Below are 19672 nucleotides of genomic sequence, written 5' to 3'. Positions count from 1 at the left end.
GGGAAACTTATCGAGACGAGGGAGGGAGCGGGGTGGCCCGGCTCCTCCGGCTTCTACCCTCGGCAATTCGCCGGAAGCAATGCTCGCGATTCTTGCAAGCTGCTGACACTACGGCTAAAAAATGCCATCTTCATGCACCACGCGGCCGTGAAAACCAGCGCGCCGCCGGCTTTGCGATCTCCAGGCCCCAAGTCTCGGCCGGCGCCTGTTTCCGCCGGTTCCCGCTTCCCGGGGCGGTGACGGCGGAGGGGGCACATGACCGTGTCTAGGAACGCACCGGCGACGCTTGGATCCTCAGGGTCGCAGCCACTCCGGCAGAACAACGAGAACCGGGCCGATCAAGCCCGCGTGGAACCAGAATCCGTACCCATGCTCCAGCACACAACGCCGTCCAATACACCGCGCGAACCGGAAGCCAAGCAGATCGACTACAACGATTCGATCCGCTCGACCTATTTTTCGATCGACGATCTTCGCGCATGCGGTGCAAGCCTCGCTAAGAGCGGCGTTTCCTCACTGCCGGGTTTCTTCTCCTTCGAGTTCCGCGCCCGCCATCGGGAGAACGAGAAGGAGATCCTTCGCGTCTACCGGGCGACGGCCGCCGACGTCGAGGCCGGCGCGTCGATCACGCCCGCGGCCGAATGGCTGCTCGACAACCACCATGTCGTCGAGGAGGCGATCCAGGAGGTCCGACGCGATTTCCCGCGCAAGTTCTATCGGCAATTGCCGACGCTGTCGGTATCCGGCACCGTCATTCCGCGCACGATGGTGCTGGCCTGGCTCTATGTCGCCCACACCCACAGCGCCGTTTCGCGCGAAAGCATCACCGCGATGGTCGAGGGCTTCCAGGAGCACGAGACCTTCAAGATCGGCGAATTGTGGGCGCTGCCCTCGATCCTGCGCTTCGTCCTCATCGAAAATCTGCGGCGGATCGCGATCCGGGTCGAACGTTCGCGCGGCATGCGGCGGAAGGCGAACGACGTCGCCGACCAGATCATCCGGCTGAGCGATCCGGAAAGGTGCCGGGCGCTGCTGGCCGAATCCGAGGCGCTTGCCGCCGACAACACCTTCATCGCCCAGCTTCTCTATCGTATGCGCGACGGATCGCAGACCTCGGGCGCCGTTATCGCCTGGATTGAGGAGAGGCTCGAAAGGCGCGGCACCGACGTCGAGGAGGCGCTGGTCGCGGAGCAGAACCGCCTGTCGTCCGGCAACGCGACGATGAGCAATATCATCCGCAGCCTGCGCGAGATCGACGATACGGATTGGGCCGTCTGGTTCGAAAGCGTCAGCAAGATCGACGCGACGCTGCGCGAGGGTTCCGACTATGCGGCGCTTGATTTCGGCTCGCGCAACACATACCGCGACACGATCGAGAAGCTTGCCCGCCGCTGCAGTTACAGCGAACACGAAGTCACGCAGATCGCCGTCGAAATGGTCGAGGAGGCGAAGGCGGCCGCGGCCGTCGAGGCGCCGCTGCAGGAGCCGAATGTCGGCGCCTTTCTCGTCGGCGAACAGCGCAAAGCGCTGGAGGCGAGAATCGACTATTCGCCGTCGGCGTTCCAGCATCTCATCCGTTTCGTCCGCAAGCTGGACTGGTTCGCGATCGCCGGGCCGAACGTTTTGTTGACCATCCTGGCGATGGTCGCCGTCTACGCCTTCGTCAGTCCGATGGACATTCCGAGCGGCGCCAAGCTCATCATGCTCTTGCTCTTCGCGCTGCCCGCCTCCGAAGGCGCGATGGGTCTGTTCAACACGCTCATCACCCTCTTCGTCAAACCCTCGCGGCTCGTCGGCTACGAATTTCTCGACGGCATTCCGGAAGATGCCCGCACGCTCGTGGTGGTGCCCTGCCTCATCTCCAAGCGCGACCATGTCGATGAACTCGTGCGCAATCTCGAGGTGCACTATCTCGCCAATCCGCGCGGCGAGATCTACTTCGCGCTCTTAAGCGACTGGGCGGACAGCAAGTTCGAGGAGACCCCTGCCGATACGGACGTGCTCGACTATGCCAAGCGCGAGGTCGCGTCGCTTGCCGCCCGCTATGCCTACGACGGCAAGACGCGCTTCTTCCTCCTGCACCGCCGCCGCCTCTTCAACGAGGCAGAGGGCGCCTGGATGGGGTGGGAGCGCAAGCGCGGCAAGCTGCACGAGCTCAACCTGCTGCTGCGCGGCGACCGAGATACCTCGTTCCTTCCGGGCTCCAATACGGTGCCGGAGGGCGTGCAGTACGTAATGACGCTCGATTCCGATACGCGCCTGATGCGCGACGCGGTAACCAAGCTCGTCGGCAAGCTCTACCACCCGATCAACCGGCCGGTGGTGAACCCGGAGACGCAGGAGGTGGTGACGGGCTACAGCCTCCTGCAACCGCGCGTCACGCCGTCGCTGACGACCGGCAGCGAGGCCTCGGCCTTCCAACGCATCTTCACGATCAATCGCGGCATCGACCCTTATGTGTTCACGGTCTCGGACGTCTATCAGGACATCACCGCTGAAGGCAGCTTCACCGGCAAGGGCCTTTATCATGTCGATGCCTTCGAGGCTGCGCTGAAGGGCCGGATAGACGAGAATGCGGTCTTGAGCCACGACCTGCTCGAAGGCTCCTATGCGCGCTGCGCACTCGTGACCGACGTCGAGCTCGTGGAGGATTTCCCGATCCGCTACGAGGTGGAAATGTCGCGCCAGCATCGCTGGGCCCGCGGCGACTGGCAGCTCCTGCCCTATATCTTCAATCCGAAAAACGCATTGTCGATGCTCGGGCGCTGGAAGATGTACGACAACCTGCGCCGATCGCTCATTCCCGCCGCCTGGCTCGCGGCCTCCGTCATGGGCTGGTACTACATGGAGCCGGCCGAGGCACTGATCTGGCAGATCGTGCTGATCTTCAGCCTTTTCGTCGCGCCCACCCTCTCGCTGATCAACGGGATCATGCCGCGGCGCAACGACATCGTCGCCAGGGCCCATCTCCACACGGTGCTCTCCGATATTCGCGCCGCCAATGCGCAAGTCGCGCTCAGGATCGTCTTCATCGCCCACAATGCGGCGATGATGGCGGATGCGATCGTCCGCGCGCTCTACCGGACCTTCGTCAGCCGCAAGCTCATGCTCGAATGGCGCACGGCGGCGCAGGTACAGAGCGCCGGCCACGGCTCGATCAGCGACTATTTCCGCGCCATGTGGACGGCGCCGGCGCTGTCGGTCGTTGCCCTGGCGCTGGCCGGCGTTTCCGATACGGGGCTGCCCTTCATCGGCATCCCGTTTGCGCTCATCTGGGCGCTCTCGCCGGCGGTCGCATGGTTCGTCAGCCAGTCGGCGGAGACCGAGGACCAGCTCGTCGTTTCCGACGAGGCGATCAACGACATGCGCAAGATCGCCCGGCGGACCTGGCGCTACTTCGAAACTTTTGTCACCGCCGAACAGAACTTCCTGCCGCCGGACAATTTCCAGGAAACGCCGCAGCCGGTGCTGGCGGAGCGCACATCGCCGACGAATATCGGCGTCTATCTCCTGTCGGCGATGTCGGCGCGTTCCTTCGGCTGGATCGGTTTCGAGGAGACGATCACGCGCCTCGAACAGACGATCGGCACGATCGACCGCATGCCGAAGTATCGCGGCCATCTCTTCAACTGGTACCGCACGCGATCGCTAGAGGTGATGGAGCCGCGCTACGTTTCATCCGTGGACAGCGGCAACCTCGCCGGCCATCTGATCGCCGTTTCGTCCATGTGCCGTGAATGGGCCGAAGCGCCCTCCGCCCATGTCCAAGGCAATCTCGACGGCATCGGCGATGTCGCCGCCATCCTGAAGGAAGCGTTGGACGAACTTCCCGACGACCGCAAGACGGTCAGGCCGTTGCGTCGTCTGATCGAAGAGCGCATCGCCGGCTTCCAGAATGCGCTCGCTGCGGTCAAACGCGAGCACGAATTCGCCTCCATCCGGGTCATCAATCTGGCGGTGCTCGCGCGCGACATGCACAAGCTCACGGTCAATCTCGACCACGAGGTGCGCAGCGCGCAAAGCGGCGAGGTGGCGAAATGGGCGGCTTCGCTGGTCTCGACCTGCGAGGCGCACATCGCCGACGGCGTCTTCGATCTCGGCGCGATCGAGGCGCTTCGCCAGCGCCTGCTGGTGCTCAAGGAACGGGCCCGCGACATTGCCTTCTCGATGGATTTCGGCTTCCTGTTCCGGCCGGAACGGCGGCTGCTTTCGATCGGCTACCGGGTCAATGCCAACGAGCTCGACGAGGCCTGCTACGACCTTCTCGCATCCGAGGCGCGACTGACGAGCCTGTTTGCGATTGCCAAGGGGGACCTGCCGACCGAGCACTGGTACAAGCTCGGCCGGCCGATCGTGCCGATCGGTGCGCGCGGCGCGCTCGTCTCCTGGTCGGGATCGATGTTCGAATATCTGATGCCGCCGCTCGTGATGCAGGAGCGGCAGGGCGGCATCCTCAACCAGACGAACAATCTGGTGGTGCAGGAGCAGATCAATCATGGCCGGCGTCTCGGAACCCCGTGGGGCATCTCCGAAGCGGCGTTCAACGCGCGCGACCATGAGCTGACCTATCAATACACGAACTTCGGCGTGCCGACCCTCGGCCTTAAACGCGGCCTCGGGCAGAATGCCGTCATTGCGCCCTATGCGTCGATCCTCGCCTGCATGTACGATCCGAAGTCTGCGCTTGCCAATCTGGCGCGCCTTCGGGAAGTCGGCGCGCTCGGCGCCTACGGTTTCCACGATGCCGTCGACTTCACGCCGACGCGCGTGCCGGAGGGGCAGAAATGCGCCGTGGTGCGCAACTACTACGCCCACCATCACGGCATGTCGATCGCCGCGGTCGCGAACGTCGTCTTTAATGGGCAGCTTCGCGAGTGGTTCCACGCAGATCCGGTGATCGAGGCGGCCGAGCTCCTGCTGCAGGAGAAGGCGCCGCGCGACATTCCGGTAATGGCGGCCAAGCGCGAGCCGGAGTCCCTCGGCAAAGGCCAAGCCGATCTCCTGCGCCCGGAAGTCCGCGTCATCGAGGATCCGCTCAACCAGGATCGCGAAACGGTCTTTTTGTCCAATGGTCACTATTCGATCATGCTGACGGCCACCGGCGCAGGCTATGCCCGCTGGAACGGCCAGTCGGTCACGCGCTGGAACGCGGACCCAGTCGAGGACAGGACGGGGACCTTCATCTTCCTGCGCGACATCACGACAGGGGAATGGTGGTCGACCACGTCCGAGCCCCGGCGCGCCCCGGACGAGAAGACCCTTACCCGCTTCGGCGACGACAAGGCCGAGTTCGTCAAGACCGTCGGCGACCTCACGAGTGAGGTGGAATGCATCGTCGCCAGCGAGCACGATGCGGAAGGCCGGCGCGTGATCCTGCTCAATACCGGGACCGAGGACCGCTTCGTCGAAGTGACCTCCTATGCCGAACCGGTGCTCTCCTTCGAGGATGCCGACAGTTCGCACCCGGCCTTCTCGAAGATGTTCGTCCGCACCGAGATCAGCCGGCAGGGCGACGTCATCCGGATTTCACGCAACAAGCGCAGCCCCGGCGATCCGGACATGGAGGTCGCGCATCTCATCACCGACAATGCCGGCAGCGAGCGCCACACGCAGGCGGAAACGGACCGCCGGCGCTTCCTCGGCCAGGGACGCACGCTCTGCGAGGCGGCGGCCTTCGATCCTGGCACCACGCTTTCCGGGACGGACGGCTTCACGCTCGACCCGATCATGTCGCTCCGTCGCGTCGTGCGGGTTCCGGCGGGCAAGAAAGTGAGCGTCATCTTCTGGACGATCGCAGCCCCCGACCGCGAGGGCATCGATCGGGCGATCGACCGCTACCGGCATCCGGAAACCTTCAATCACGAGCTGATCCATGCCTGGACCCGCAGCCAGGTGCAGATGCGCCATGTCGGTATTACCTCTCAGGAGGCCGCGAGCTTCCAGATGCTCGGCCGCTATCTGGTCTATCCGGACATGCACCTGCGCGCCGACACGGCGACCGTCAAGGCGGGCCTTGCCTCGCAGTCGGCGCTGTGGCCGCTGGCGATCTCGGGCGATTTCCCGATCTTCTGTCTGAGGATCAATGACGACGGTGATCTCGGCATTGCCCGCGAGGCGCTCCGCGCACAGGAATACCTGAGAGCACGCGGCATCACCGCCGATCTGGTAGTCGTCAACGAGCGGGCCTCTTCCTACGCGCAGGACCTGCAGCACACGCTCGATTCCATGTGCGAGAATTTGAGGCTTCGCGGTCAATCCGACGGCCCGCGTCAGCACATCTTCGCCGTGCGCCGCGACCTGATGGAGCCCGAAACCTGGTCGACGCTGATCTCGGCGTCGCGGGCCGTCTTCCATGCCCGCAACGGCACGATCTCCGATCAGATCGCCCGCGCCACGGCGCTCTATGCGACGCCATCGGATAAGACGGAGGAAGGCGCGAAGATGCTGCTCCCGGTCATAGGGGAGGGCGGCGAGGGAGCGGCGGCTGAGGTCGAAAGCGACGGCCTGGAATTCTGGAACGGCTTCGGCGGCTTTGCCGAGGAAGGCCGCGAATATGTCGTTCGGCTGCGCGGCGGGGAGGCCACGCCGCATCCCTGGGTCAACGTCATCTCCAACGAGCATTTCGGCTTTCATGTCTCGGCCGAGGGTGCCGCCTTCTCCTGGAGCCGCAATTCGCGCGACTATCAGTTGACGCCCTGGACCAACGATGCGGTCGTCAACCGCCCCGGCGAGGCGATCTTCATCCGTGACATGGCGAGCGGCGCGGTGCTGACACCTTACGCCGCCCTGTCGCGGCGCAAGTCCGCGTTGTTCGAGACCCGTCACGGGCTCGGCTATTCGCTGTTCCAAAGCACGCAGGACGAGCTGGAGATCGAAGCCGCGCATACGGTGCACACGGCGCTGGCGGCCAAGCTGGTGCGGCTCAGGATCCGCAACCGCGGTTCGGCCGCACGCAAGCTTCGCATTTACGGCTATGCCGAATGGGTCCTCGGCAGCAACCGCGGCCGTACCGCCCCGTTCGTGCTCAGCGCCTGGGACGAGGCGTCGCAGGCGCTCGTCGCCACGAACCCCTACAGCATCGACTATGCAGGCCGGTCCGCGTTCTTTGCGGTCGACGGCAGCGTTGCCGGTTACACGGCGAGCCGGAGGGAATTCCTCGGCCGGGCGGGCGGAATCCTCGCGCCGCAGGCGGTGCTTGCCGGTGCCGAACTCGCCGGGTCGACGGAAGTGGACGGGGACGCCTGCGCGGCGCTTGCAACCGATCTCACCATCGAGCCGGGTGCGGAGGGACGGGTCACCTTCTTCCTCGGCGACGTCGATAGCGCCGATCAGGTGCAGGCGATCCTCGCCGAACTGAGGGCAAGCGCCTTCGACACGGCGCTCGATGCGGCCAGGGCGTTCTGGGGTGACTTCACCGGTGTCGTGAAGGTCGACACCCCCGACCGCGCCTTCAACCATATGGTCAATCACTGGCTTCCCTACCAGGCGCTCGGCTGCCGCATCATGGCGCGCTCGGCCTTCTATCAGGCAAGCGGCGCCTATGGTTTCCGCGACCAGTTGCAGGATACGCTGGCCTTCCTGATCCATCGGCCGGAGCTGGCGCGCGCGCAGATCCTGAATGCCGCTGCAAGGCAGTTCGTCGAGGGCGACGTGCAGCATTGGTGGCTGCCGGGGACCGGCGCTGGCGTGCGCACGATGATTTCCGACGACGTCGTATGGTTGGCTTACGCGGTGGCGCATTATTGCGCGGTCACCGGTACGAAGGACATCCTCGATGAGAAGGTGTTCTTCATCACCGGCCCCGCTCTCGAGGAGGGCCAGCACGACAGCTTCTACAAGCCGGAGATCGCGGACGAAACCGGCGACGTCTACGAGCATTGCGCCCGCGCACTCGATCTTGCAATCAAGCGCACGGGCGCGAACGGTCTGCCGTTGATCCTCGGCGGCGACTGGAACGACGGCATGAACCGGGTGGGCGAAGCCGGAGAGGGCACGAGCGTCTGGCTCGGCTGGTTCCTCGCCGGCGCCCTGCGCACGTTCCTGCCCTATGCGCGCGAGCGTAAGGACGGTCCGCGCGTGACGCTTTGGGAGAAGCACGTCGAGGCCCTGAAGAACGCTCTCGAACAGGCGGGCTGGGACGGCGACTACTACCGCCGCGCCTATTACGACGACGGCACGCCGCTCGGATCCGCGGAAAATCGCGAGTGCCGCATCGATTCCATTGCCCAATCGTGGAGCACGCTGTCGGGCGAAGGCGATCGGGAACGCTCCATGCGCGCCATGGATGCGGTGATGGCGGAGCTCGTCGACCCCGAGAAGCACATCGTTCGCCTGTTCACGCCGCCGCTCGAAACGACGAAGCAGGACCCGGGCTATATCAAGGCCTATCCGCCCGGCGTGCGCGAGAACGGCGGCCAATATACCCATGCGGCCACCTGGGTGGTCCTGGCATTCGCCGCCCAGGGACGGGCGGAGGAGGCCTGGCGGGCTTTCCGCATGCTCAATCCCGTGTCGCATGCGCTGAGCCGCGAGGATGCCGAACACTACCGGGTCGAGCCCTATGTCGTCGCCGCCGATATCTACGGCGAAGGCGCGCTTGCCGGCCGCGGCGGTTGGACCTGGTATACGGGCTCGGCCGGATGGCTCTATCGCGCCGGCGTCGAGGGCATCCTCGGCATCCGCAAGCGGGGCGACAGGCTGGCGATCCGGCCCGTCCTGCCGGCCGATTGGGCGGGCTATTCGGCCGAGGTGCGGGTGAACGGCACGACGCACCGGATTTCCGTCAGCCGCGATTCAAAAAGTGGTGAGCCGGTCGTCAGCGTAAATAATAGTGTCACAAAAAACGCGCATGAAGGGGTTTTGCTGTAACCGCCGGATTTGATGGAAGGAACCGGCTTTGTACCGAACGTGCGAGGCCGGTTCTTCTTTGCCTTCAATTGCGGCGGCGTGATCCCCTCGGGGACAGCGCCTTCATCGATGCTGCCGGGAATTCCGGACGCGTCCGGTTTCAACAAGGGGTGGGGCGGGGCGCCAAATCCCGGATATCAACCGCATGCTGCAAAAGACTTTTGGGACCGGCAACGATCAGGTCAAGGTCGCCCACGCGGTTCCAACGGATCGCGATACACGCCTTGACGTTTTCCGAGCACTCTGCCTGTTGACCATCTTCGTCAACCATGTGCCCGGCCAATATCTCGAATATCTGACGCACAAGAACATCGGGTTCTCCGATTCGGCCGAGGCCTTCGTGCTGATCTCCGGCCTGTCGGTCGGAGTGGCCTATGCGGGCAAGTTCGTGAATGGCGCGCGTCTCGCGCTCACGCTGAAGATATGGCGCCGCGCGCTCACGCTCTATGTCGCGCATATCATGACCAGCGTCGTGACGCTCGCGATCTTCGCCGGCGGTGCTCTCTATTTCGGCCGCCAGGATCTGATCGGCGAAATCAACATTCGCCCGATTGTCGACCAGGCGGAACAGGGCATCGTCGCCATGGTGCTTCTCGGCCATCAACTCGGCTACAACAACATTCTTTCAATGTATGCGGTGCTGTTCCTCATGCTGCCGGGCATCCTCTGGCTGAATGCAGCGAGCCCCCGCCTTCTGTTTGCGCTGTCGGCGGCGCTCTGGCTTGGCGCCGGCTGCTTCATGCTGGTCCCGTACAATTTCCTCGACGAGGGCTACTGGTTCCTCAATCCCTGGTCCTGGCAGTTCCTTTTCGTGATCGGCATCTTGTGCATGAGCCATGTGCGCCGGGGCGGCCGCCTGCCGCGAAGCTCTTGGCTCATCGGGCTTTCCACCGCCTATCTGCTGATCTCAGGCGCGTGGGTGCTGTTCTCCTGGTGGAGCATCGACCTTTCCTTCGGCTTGCCCGCGGTGCTCACCGGCTTCGACAAGACCTTTCTGTCGCTGACACGGCTGCTGCACGTGCTGGCGCTCGCCTATCTGCTGGCCATCGTTCCCGCCGTCAGCCGGCTGACCCGGCTCGAGACCAATCACCCGCTGGTGATGATCGGCCGGCATTCGCTGGCGGTCTTCATCTTCGGAACCATTCTCGCCATGGCCGGACAGGTACTGCTTTTCGTCACCGGCAAGAACCCGATCATCGGCTCGCTCTTCGTCCTCGGCGGCATCGGGCTGCACTTCGTCTACGCCTATTATCTCGAATGGCTGAAGGAGGTGTCGGTCACCAAGCCGCTCAGAGTTGCGTGAAACATGAAGCAATTGAAAGTGCTACAGCAACCGTTGCGCGTCTGATAAGACCCGCAACGGTGTAGGATGTGTCGGCGATTGCTTGATTCGTGACACCGAGGGGCGCATCCGTTGAAAGTAGCGACGGCACAGACACCCGTTTCGCGGGAGATACCGGTAAACGCCACGGCGATACGCGAGATGATCAGGAGCGCGGCACAGCAGGGCGCGCGCTTGATCGTCTTCTGCGAAGGCGCGCTGTCGGGCTATGGCAAGGCACAAATAGGAAGCCCTGAGCGCTGGCGGGACTTCGATTGGGATCGGCAGGAAGCCGAGCTCCGGTCCATAGCCGAGGCTTGTGGGCGATTTCGTATGTTCGCCGTCGTCGGCGCTGCGCATAGACTCTCCGGGTCTCATCCGCCACACAACAGCCTCTACGTCTTTGCGGACGATGGAAGCTTGCTGACAAGATACGACAAGAGATATCTCTCGAACAGCGAGCTCGGCGGCTGGTATTCGCCAGGACTGCAGCCGATCACGGTCGATATCGATGGTTATCGCTTCGGGTGCGCGCTGTGCATCGAGAGCCAATTTCCGGAGATATTCGCCGAGTACGAGCGTCTCGGTGCCGATGCGGTTCTGTTTTCCTCGTATGGCATTCCCCCACACTTCCAAATCGCGCTGCAGGCGCATGCCGGGCTGAACTGCCTTTGGATAATCGCAGCGACGCCGGGACAGGCTGCCCACGAGGGTACCGGCGGGGTGATCGGCCCCGATGGGCGGTGGATCGGCCGATGCTCGGAGTCATGCGGGGCCAGCCTGGCGGTCGCGACGCTCGACCGAGGTGATCCGGTTTACGAAATCCCGCTTCAAAAGGCCCGTCCCTGGCGTGCCAGGGCACGGCAGGGAGACATTTACCGGGAAAAGATGATCGACGATCCGAGGAGCCTCGACAGAGGCGGCTATTGATTCCTCTCGCTACTGCATGTTTCCTTAAATCGTACCCGATTTAAGGAAACATGCAGCAATTCGAAGTGCTACAGCGTCCTTTGTGCGTCTGAAAAGACGCACGCGCTGTAGTGAGACGCCCCCACTGCGAACAGCGTTGCCTCAAAAGAAAATGCCCCGGGGACGTCCGGGGCACTTAATCGTGTAACTGCTGCTGATATCAAGCCGCCGTGTGGCTCTTGCGGACATCCTCATCCGTGAGGATCCCGCTTGCCCTCAGCAGCGCGGCGAAGCGGCCGTTGCTGTGGCTGAGCTCGTTGAAGCCGCCCATTTCGACGATCCGGCCGTGATCCATGAAGATCACCAGATCGGCCTCGCGCACCGTCGAAAGGCGGTGGGCGATGATGAAGGTCGTGCGGTCCTTGCGCAGCGCATCGATCGCTTCCTTGACACGCGCCTCCGTCTCGACGTCGAGCGCACTGGTCGCCTCGTCGAGGACGAGGATCGGCGCATTCTTGAGGATGGCGCGGGCGATGGCGACGCGCTGGCGTTCGCCGCCCGAGAGCCGGTTGCCGCGCTCGCCGACCATCGTGTCGTAGCCGTTGAGGCGGCCTTCGATGAAGTCGCTCGCGGCTGCGGCTTCCGCGGCCGCCATCACCTCGTCGAGCGAGGCGTTCTCGCGTCCAAGCCGGATGTTGTCGCCGATCGAGCGGTTCATCAGGCCGGCATCCTGGAAGACGGTCGCGATCGAGCGGCGCAACGACTTGCGGGTGACGGTCGAGATGTCGACGCCGTCGATCAGGATCTGGCCGTGCTTCGGCTCGTGTACCCGCTGCAGGAGGTTGACGAGCGTCGTCTTGCCGGCGCCGGTCGGACCGACGATGGCAATCGTCTGGCCGGCCTTGGCCTTGAAGGAGACGTTGCGCACGCCCTGAGCGGAGTTGGCGAAGTCGAAGGAGACGTCGCGGAATTCCACTTCGCCGACTACGCCGGTCAGTTCCTTGGCGCCGGCCGGCTCCTCGCGTTCGCGTACCGAATCCTCGAGCTGGTAGAAATCCTCGAGCTTGGCGCGCGCTTCGAAGATCTGCGTCGCGAAGGCCTTCATCTGGTCGAGACGACCGATCAGCAGGTTCGCGAAGCCGATGAATGCGATCACCTCGCCGACGCCGAGCTCGCCGCGCTGCACCAGGATGGTGCCGATGACGAGGATCGCCATCATCGAGATGGTCGAGGCCATGCGGTTGAGCGCGCTCGCCAGCGCCCACCAGTCGAGCACCGGAAATTGCGCCGAGAGCAGCCGCTCGGTGAACTTCTTGAGTTCCCGGGTTTCCGCCTCGATGCGGTTGTAGCTGTGCACCACGGAAACGTTGCTGATCGCGTCCGAGACGTGGGAGAAGACCGTATGGTAGTGGTTCTCGACGGAGGCCTGGCCGTCCTTCGTGCGGTTCATCACGGCCTTGCTGATCAGCACATAGGCCGCGCCGAGCACGACGAGCACGAGCGACAGGCGGACGTCCATCGCGAAGGCGGTCGGCACCAGGAGGGCGAGGGCCACCGCGGTCGCGAGGTGCTGCCGCATGAATTCGAGCCAGAGGCCGAAGAGGGTCTCGCAGGCACGCAGCAGCGTGTGCAGCGCGTGCGACGTGCCGCGCTGACTATGCCAGGAAAGCGGCATCGAGACGATCCGGCCGAAGGCCTCGGTCAGGAGCGTCGCCCGGCGGCCATGCGCCAAGCGATCGGCCTCGCGGGAGACGAGAACGAATGCGACCGTGTTGAAGACGCCGAAGCCCGCCCACATGAGCAGCATCGGCGCGACGTCCTTTTGTGATGAGATTGCATCGATGATGCGACCGAACAGAATCGGCTCGGCGATCGTGATGACGGCCAAGACGATATTGGCGACGACGATCGCACCGACGCGGAGTTTGTGAACAGCAAGATACTGAAGCGCTCTTGCATACACTTGGAATAAAGACACTGTCTCACCCCTTCTGGGCATCGGATTGGTGCCGCAACAACGCGATGCGGCTGCGTTGCGCCTCTGCAGACGGCAGCGATGGCATTTCTTCCACCCCTGCGGGCCGACAAAGCCGCGTGTGACGGTCTCTGCGTTCTCCTAAAAAAAATTCGGAGGCGGGACGGGTCAGGCGGCCGGATCATCGGTGCCATGGGAGGGTTGGCGGGATGATCCATCGTTCGCTATCTTGGCGTCTCGACTCCGAGTTTTTGCAGGTTCCCTGCAAGACCGGGCGTGATATGAAGAATTATCGCGGTTGCAACATGAATGGCTTCTGAACGGCGCGTTCATGTGGCTATGAAGCGTTGTGCCGCGCGTTCCGATCTGAAGGTGTTTCATGAATATTACGTTGCTCGTACAGTTTCTGGCGCTTCTCGAGGAGATGAAGACGCGCGAGGAGATACTGCCCGAGTTCGAGCGCCTGCTCGACCGCTGCGGCTTCGACTTCTATGGCGTCGTGCGTCAGCCGAAACCGCACGAGAACCCGCTGCGTCTGCTTCTCGCCGGTCGCTGGCCGGAAGGCTGGCCGCAAATCTATATCCGTAAGAAATACGTCGTCATCGATCCGACGATCCGCTATCTCGGCCACGCCCAGCGTGGTTTCCGCTGGCGCGACACGCTGGCCGCTTTCCGCTCGGACCCGCACCGCAAGCGCATGGAAAGCATGATGATCGAGGCGCGCAACCACGGTCTCTTCGACGGCTATATCTTTCCGGTGCACGGCCGGCGCGGGCTCATGGGCAACCTGACGGTCGGCGGCCGGGTGGTTGATCTCAGCCCGGTGGAACTGAGCCTCTTCGATGCGATCGCCAAGCGTTTGTTCTGGAAGCTGCTCGAGCTCACCGATCCGGAGATTATGGCCGGCCTCGTCTCGCGCGTCGAAGTGCAGATGACGCGGCGCGAAATGGAGGCGCTGAATTATCTCGCCGACGGGATGACCTCGAACGACATCGGCAAAGTCCTCGACATTTCGAGCCACACTGTCGACTGGTACATGAACGGCATCCAGGAAAAGCTGAAAGCCAAGAACCGTCACCACGTCGTGGCGATCGCGTTCCGGTTGGGGCTGATTTCCTAAAGGATAGTAGCCTGACCGAATGGGCTAGGTTCGGTGTCGCATCTGAAATTGCACTTCATTCCTTGACTCGCTAATAGTTCTTTTCGCGGGTGCAGCATTCCCGCGTTTCAAGTCTATTGAGGAGTCCGACTTGTCCATCTCAAAGATCCTTGTTGCCAACCGTTCCGAAATCGCCATCCGCGTCTTCCGCGCGGCCAATGAGCTGGGGCTTAAGACGGTCGCGATATGGGCTGAGGAGGACAAGCTGGCGCTCCACCGCTTCAAGGCGGACGAGAGTTACCAGGTCGGGCGCGGTCCGCATCTTGCCCGCGACCTCGGACCGATTGAAAGCTATCTGTCGATCGACGAGGTGATCCGCGTCGCCAAGCTCTCGGGCGCCGACGCCATCCATCCGGGCTACGGTCTTCTGTCGGAAAGCCCAGAATTCGCCGAGGCCTGTGCTCAGAACGGCATCACCTTCATCGGCCCGAAGCCGGAGACGATGCGCCAGCTCGGCAACAAGGTGGCGGCCCGTAACCTGGCGATCTCGATCGGCGTGCCGGTCGTGCCGGCGACCGATCCGCTGCCGGACGATCCGGTGGAGATCGCACGCCTCGCCGAGGAGATCGGCTATCCGGTAATGCTGAAGGCTTCCTGGGGCGGCGGCGGCCGCGGCATGCGGGCGATCCGCGACCCCAAGGACCTGATCCGCGAAGTGACGGAGGCGAAGCGCGAGGCGAAGGCCGCCTTCGGCAAGGACGAGGTCTATCTCGAAAAGCTGGTCGAGCGCGCTCGCCACGTCGAAAGCCAGATCCTTGGCGACACCCACGGCAATGTCGTCCACCTCTTCGAGCGCGACTGCTCGATCCAGCGGCGCAACCAGAAGGTCGTCGAACGGGCGCCGGCCCCTTACCTGACCGACGCGCAGCGCCAGGAACTCGCCGATTACTCGCTGAAGATCGCCAAGGCGACCAACTATATCGGCGCCGGCACCGTCGAGTATCTGATGGATTCCGACACCGGCAAGTTCTACTTCATCGAGGTCAATCCGCGCATCCAGGTCGAGCATACGGTGACCGAACAGGTGACCGGCATCGACATTGTCAAGGCGCAGATCCACATCCTCGACGGCTTTGCCATCGGCACGCCGGAATCGGGAGTGCCGCGCCAGGAAGACATCCGCCTCAACGGTCACGCGCTGCAGTGCCGCATCACCACGGAAGACCCGGAGCAGAACTTCATCCCCGATTACGGCCGCATCACCGCCTATCGCGGCGCTACCGGCTTCGGCATCCGGCTCGACGGTGGCACCGCCTATTCCGGCGCGGTGATCACCCGCTATTACGATCCGCTCTTGGAAAAAGTCACCGCCTGGGCGCCGAATCCGCAGGAAGCGATCCAGCGCATGATTCGGGCGCTCAGGGAATTCCGCATCCGCGGGGTGGCGACCAACCTCACCTTCCTCGAAGCGATCATCCGCCACCCGAAATTCCAGGACAACAGCTACACGACTCGCTTCATCGACACGACGCCGGAGTTGTTCCAGCAGGTGAAGCGCCAGGACCGCGCCACCAAGCTTTTGACCTACCTTGCTGACGTCACTGTCAACGGCCATCCGGAAGTCAAGGGCCGGCCGAAGCCGTCGAACGACATCGCGCCTCCCGTCGTGCCGTTCATCGGCGGCGAGGTGAAGCCCGGCACCAAGCAGCTTCTCGATCAGCTCGGGCCGAAGAAGTTCGCCGAATGGGTGAAGGCGCAGCCTGAGGTGCTGCTGACCGACACGACGATGCGCGACGGCCATCAATCGCTGCTCGCCACCCGCATGCGCACCTACGACGTCGCCCAGATTGCGGGCACCTATGCGCGGGCGCTGCCGAACCTCTTCTCGCTCGAATGCTGGGGCGGGGCGACCTTCGACGTCTCGATGCGCTTCCTGACCGAGGATCCGTGGGAGCGGCTGGCGATGGTGCGCGAAGGCGCGCCGAACCTGTTGCTGCAGATGCTGCTCCGCGGGGCCAACGGCGTCGGCTACAAGAACTATCCGGACAACGTCGTCAAATACTTCGTCCGCCAGGCGGCCAAAGGCGGCATCGACGTCTTCCGCGTCTTCGACTGCCTAAACTGGGTCGAGAACATGCGCGTCTCGATGGACGCGGTGGCGCAAGAGAACAAGATCTGCGAAGCGGCGATCTGCTACACCGGCGATATCCTCAGTTCCGCGCGGCCGAAATATGATCTCAAATACTATACGGCGCTCGCTGCGGAGCTGGAAAAGGCCGGCGCCCATATCATCGCCGTGAAGGACATGGCAGGGCTCCTGAAGCCGGCGGCAGCACGGGTGCTCTTCAAGGCCCTCAAAGAATCGACCGATCTGCCGATCCATTTCCACACGCACGACACATCCGGCATTGCCGCAGCGACGGTGCTCGCCGCTGTCGAATCCGGCGTCGATGTCGTCGATGCGGCGATGGATGCGCTCTCCGGCAACACTTCGCAGCCCTGTCTCGGCTCGATCGTCGAGGCCCTGCGTGGTTCGGAGCGCGATCCCGGCCTCGATCCGGAATGGATCCGCCGCATCTCCTTCTATTGGGAGGCGGTGCGCCACCAATATGCGGCCTTCGAGAGCGACCTCAAGGGGCCGGCGTCCGAAGTCTACCTGCACGAGATGCCCGGCGGCCAGTTCACCAATCTGAAGGAGCAGGCCCGCTCGCTCGGGCTCGAGACCCGCTGGCACGAGGTGGCGCAGGCCTATGCCGATGCCAACCGGATGTTCGGCGACATCGTCAAGGTGACGCCCTCCTCCAAAGTCGTCGGCGACATGGCGCTGATGATGGTCTCACAGGACCTGACGGTCGCCGATGTCGAGAACCCGACAAAGGACATCGCCTTCCCGGAATCGGTCGTCTCCATGCTCAAGGGCGATCTCGGTCAGCCGCCGGGCGGTTGGCCCGAAGCACTGCAGAAGAAAGCGCTGAAAGGCGAGACGGCCTATACCGTCCGTCCCGGCTCGCTTCTGGAAGATGCGGATCTCGATCACGAGCGCAAGACAATCGAGGCGAAGCTTAGCCGCAAGGTCGACGATTTCGAATTTGCCTCCTACCTCATGTATCCCAAGGTCTTCACCGATTATGCGGTGGCCTGCGAAACCTACGGGCCGGTCAGCGTGCTGCCGACGCCCGCCTATTTCTACGGCATGGCGCCGGGTGAGGAGCTCTTCGCTGAAATAGAGAAGGGCAAGACTCTGGTCATCCTCAACCAGGCACAGGGCGAGATCGACGAGAAGGGCATGGTCAAGATGTTCTTCGAACTGAACGGCCAGCCGCGCTCGATCAAGGTGCCGGACCGCAACCGCGGCGCCGCGACCGCCATCCGCCGCAAGGCGGAACCCGGTAATGCGGCCCACCTCGGCGCACCGATGCCGGGCGTCATCTCCACCGTCGCGGCCGTCACCGGTCAGCCGGTCAAGGCCGGCGACGTGCTCTTGTCGATCGAGGCGATGAAGATGGAGACCGCACTGCACGCGGAGAAGGACGGGGTGATCGCCGAAGTGCTGGTGAGAGCCGGCGACCAGATCGACGCCAAGGATCTGCTTATCGTGTTTGGCGGGTGATGCAGCGCACCGGTCGCTTCCGGTGCGGCCTGCTGTTCTAACCGGGCCTAAGCTCTCCCAGTCGTCATCCTCGGGCTTGACCCGAGGATCCATTCACAAGCCGCAGCGAAGTCTGAGACACCCTGACCACGATACCAATCAAGGCGCAGCGAAGCGGCATGCTTGCGTGTGGATCCTCGGGTCAAGCCCGAGGATGACGGCGGAGAGGGCGCCGTCCCGCTCACGGCGAGGTAGCGTGCGATTTGCCAGTCCGCTATCCGAGCGCCGCTCAAATATCATAACTCATCGGCGCGCTGAGCGAGGCGATGAACCGCTTCGTGCGTTCGCGCTCGGGCACGGAAAAAATCTTGCGCGGGGGGCCGCTTTCGACGACGACGCCGGCGTCGAGGAAGACGACGTGGTCGGCGACGCGGGAGGCCAGCCGCAGGTCGTGGGTGGCCATGATCATCGTCGTGCCTTCGCGGGCGAGACGGCTGAGCACCTCCACCACCTCTTCGGCGAGCTCCGGGTCGAGCGCCGAGGTCGGCTCGTCGCAGAGGAGCACGCGCGGCGAAGGAGCGAGCGCTCGGGCGATCGCCACGCGCTGCTGCTGGCCACCGGAAAGGGTTGATGGCCACGCGTCAGCCTTGTGTGCCATGCCGACCTTCTCCAGGAGTTCGAGCGCGCGGGCGCGGGCGCGGGCGGCTGGCCATTTGAGAACGGTCACAAGGCCTTCCATCACGTTACCGATCGCGGTCTGGTGAGGGAAAAGCTGAAAATTCTGGAACACCATGCCTGTTTGGCGGCGGAGCTTCTGGATCGCCTGCCAGCCGACCTTTTGGCCGGCGGCGAATTCCAGCCGCTCATCGCCGAGCCGGATTGTTCCGCTGGTCGGGATCTCCAGGAGGTTGACACAGCGTAGAAGCGTGCTCTTGCCGCCGCCGGAAGGCCCGACGAGTGCGGTCACGGTGCCTTCCGCCAGCGTGACGCTGATGTCGTTGAGGACCGTGTTGGTGCCGAAGCGCTTGACGATATGCGAGAGCTCGATCATGCGCGCGCCTCCAGGAAGCCGCCATAGCGGGCGAAGCGTTGCTCCAGCCTCACCTGCAGGGCCGACAGTACGGAGCTCATGGCAAGATAGATCAGCGCCGCCTCGATATAAAGGATCAGCGGTTCATAGGTCGTCGCGACGATGCGCTGCGCCGTCTGGAAGAGTTCCGGCACGGTGATCGCAGCGGCGAGCGAGGTGTCCTTGACGAGCGAAATAAAAGTGTTCGAGAGGGGCGGGATTGCGACCCGCGTCGCCTGCGGCAGGATTGTCCGGCGCATGACCTGATTCCAGCTCATGCCGATCGAATAGGCTGCCTCCCACTGCCCGCGCGGGACAGAGGAGATCGTTGCGCGGATGATCTCGGATGTATAGGCGCCGATGTTGAGCGTGAAGCCGATCAGCGCGGCTGGGAAGGCGTCGAGCAATATGCCGAGGCTCGGCAGTCCGTAGAAGATGACGAAAAGCTGGACAAGCAGCGGCGTGCCGCGAATCACCCAGACATAGAAGCGCGCCACGGCGACGAGCGGCGCCGGCGCAAAAAGCCGGGCAATGGCGGTGACGAGCCCGAGAGCCAAGCCGAGGATGAAGGAGAGAAGCGTCAGCGGGATCGTGAAGATCAGCCCCGCCCAAAGCAGGGTCGGCAACGAATCTGCCATCAATTGAAGCCAGTGGGGCAAGGGAGAACCTTTCAAACGCGATCCGCCCCGAAAGCCGGCACGGATCGCGATTCATAGAGCAGGATGGGGAAGGGTGTGAAGCCCGCATCCCATGCAACTGTTCCGTGGGAGCCCCTCCCGGCCCTTCGGGCCACTCTGTCCACA

General features: G+C 63.6%; 8 protein-coding genes. 5 read left to right on the top strand and 3 right to left on the bottom strand.

The features are described from left to right. The first annotated feature begins 369 nt into the window (after window positions 1-369). The 3 genes from ndvB to M728_RS15580 all read left to right on the top strand — a co-directional run bounded on the left by ndvB (window position 370) and on the right by M728_RS15580 (window position 11158). Window positions 370-8868, top strand: coding sequence for a cyclic beta-(1,2)-glucan synthase (ndvB, locus tag M728_RS15590; RefSeq protein WP_370906452.1), 8499 nt, complete (start codon window positions 370-372; stop codon window positions 8866-8868). 184 nt (window positions 8869-9052) lie between these two features. After that, window positions 9053-10210, top strand: a complete 1158-nt coding sequence (locus M728_RS15585; protein ID WP_026620185.1) for an OpgC family protein — start codon at window positions 9053-9055, stop codon at window positions 10208-10210. Between the two features lie 111 nt (window positions 10211-10321). Then, window positions 10322-11158, top strand: coding sequence for a carbon-nitrogen hydrolase family protein (locus M728_RS15580; RefSeq protein WP_026620184.1), 837 nt, complete (start codon window positions 10322-10324; stop codon window positions 11156-11158). Between the two features lie 199 nt (window positions 11159-11357). Here the strand turns inward: M728_RS15580 and M728_RS15575 are convergent, their stop codons facing one another. Further along, window positions 11358-13115, bottom strand: coding sequence for a glucan ABC transporter ATP-binding protein/ permease (locus tag M728_RS15575; RefSeq protein ID WP_026620183.1), 1758 nt, complete (start codon window positions 13113-13115; stop codon window positions 11358-11360). Window positions 13116-13491: 376 nt separating this feature from the next. Here M728_RS15575 and M728_RS15570 point away from each other — a divergent pair, with 376 nt between their 5' ends. After that, window positions 13492-14232 carry an autoinducer binding domain-containing protein gene (locus M728_RS15570; RefSeq protein WP_026620182.1) on the top strand — a complete coding sequence of 247 codons (741 nt, stop codon included), beginning with the start codon at window positions 13492-13494 and terminating at the stop codon, window positions 14230-14232. 130 nt (window positions 14233-14362) lie between these two features. Continuing rightward, window positions 14363-17821 carry a pyruvate carboxylase gene (gene pyc / locus M728_RS15565; RefSeq protein ID WP_026620181.1) on the top strand — a complete coding sequence of 1153 codons (3459 nt, stop codon included), beginning with the start codon at window positions 14363-14365 and terminating at the stop codon, window positions 17819-17821. Between the two features lie 268 nt (window positions 17822-18089). Here pyc and M728_RS15560 read toward each other — a convergent pair whose 3' ends face one another. Further along, window positions 18090-18851, bottom strand: coding sequence for an amino acid ABC transporter ATP-binding protein (locus M728_RS15560; RefSeq protein WP_026620180.1), 762 nt, complete (start codon window positions 18849-18851; stop codon window positions 18090-18092). Beyond that, complete coding sequence (locus M728_RS15555) at window positions 18848-19528, bottom strand: amino acid ABC transporter permease (protein ID WP_026620179.1); 681 nt, start codon at window positions 19526-19528, stop codon at window positions 18848-18850. Before M728_RS15555 ends, M728_RS15560 begins: the two co-directional genes overlap by 4 nt. Window positions 19529-19672 lie beyond the last annotated feature (144 nt).

The sequence above is a fragment of the Ensifer sp. WSM1721 genome, assembly GCF_000513895.2.
Taxonomy (GTDB): Bacteria; Pseudomonadota; Alphaproteobacteria; order Rhizobiales; family Rhizobiaceae; genus Sinorhizobium.
The sequence above is the reverse complement of the archived record's forward strand: the minus strand, read 5'-3'. Positions and strand labels throughout refer to the sequence as shown.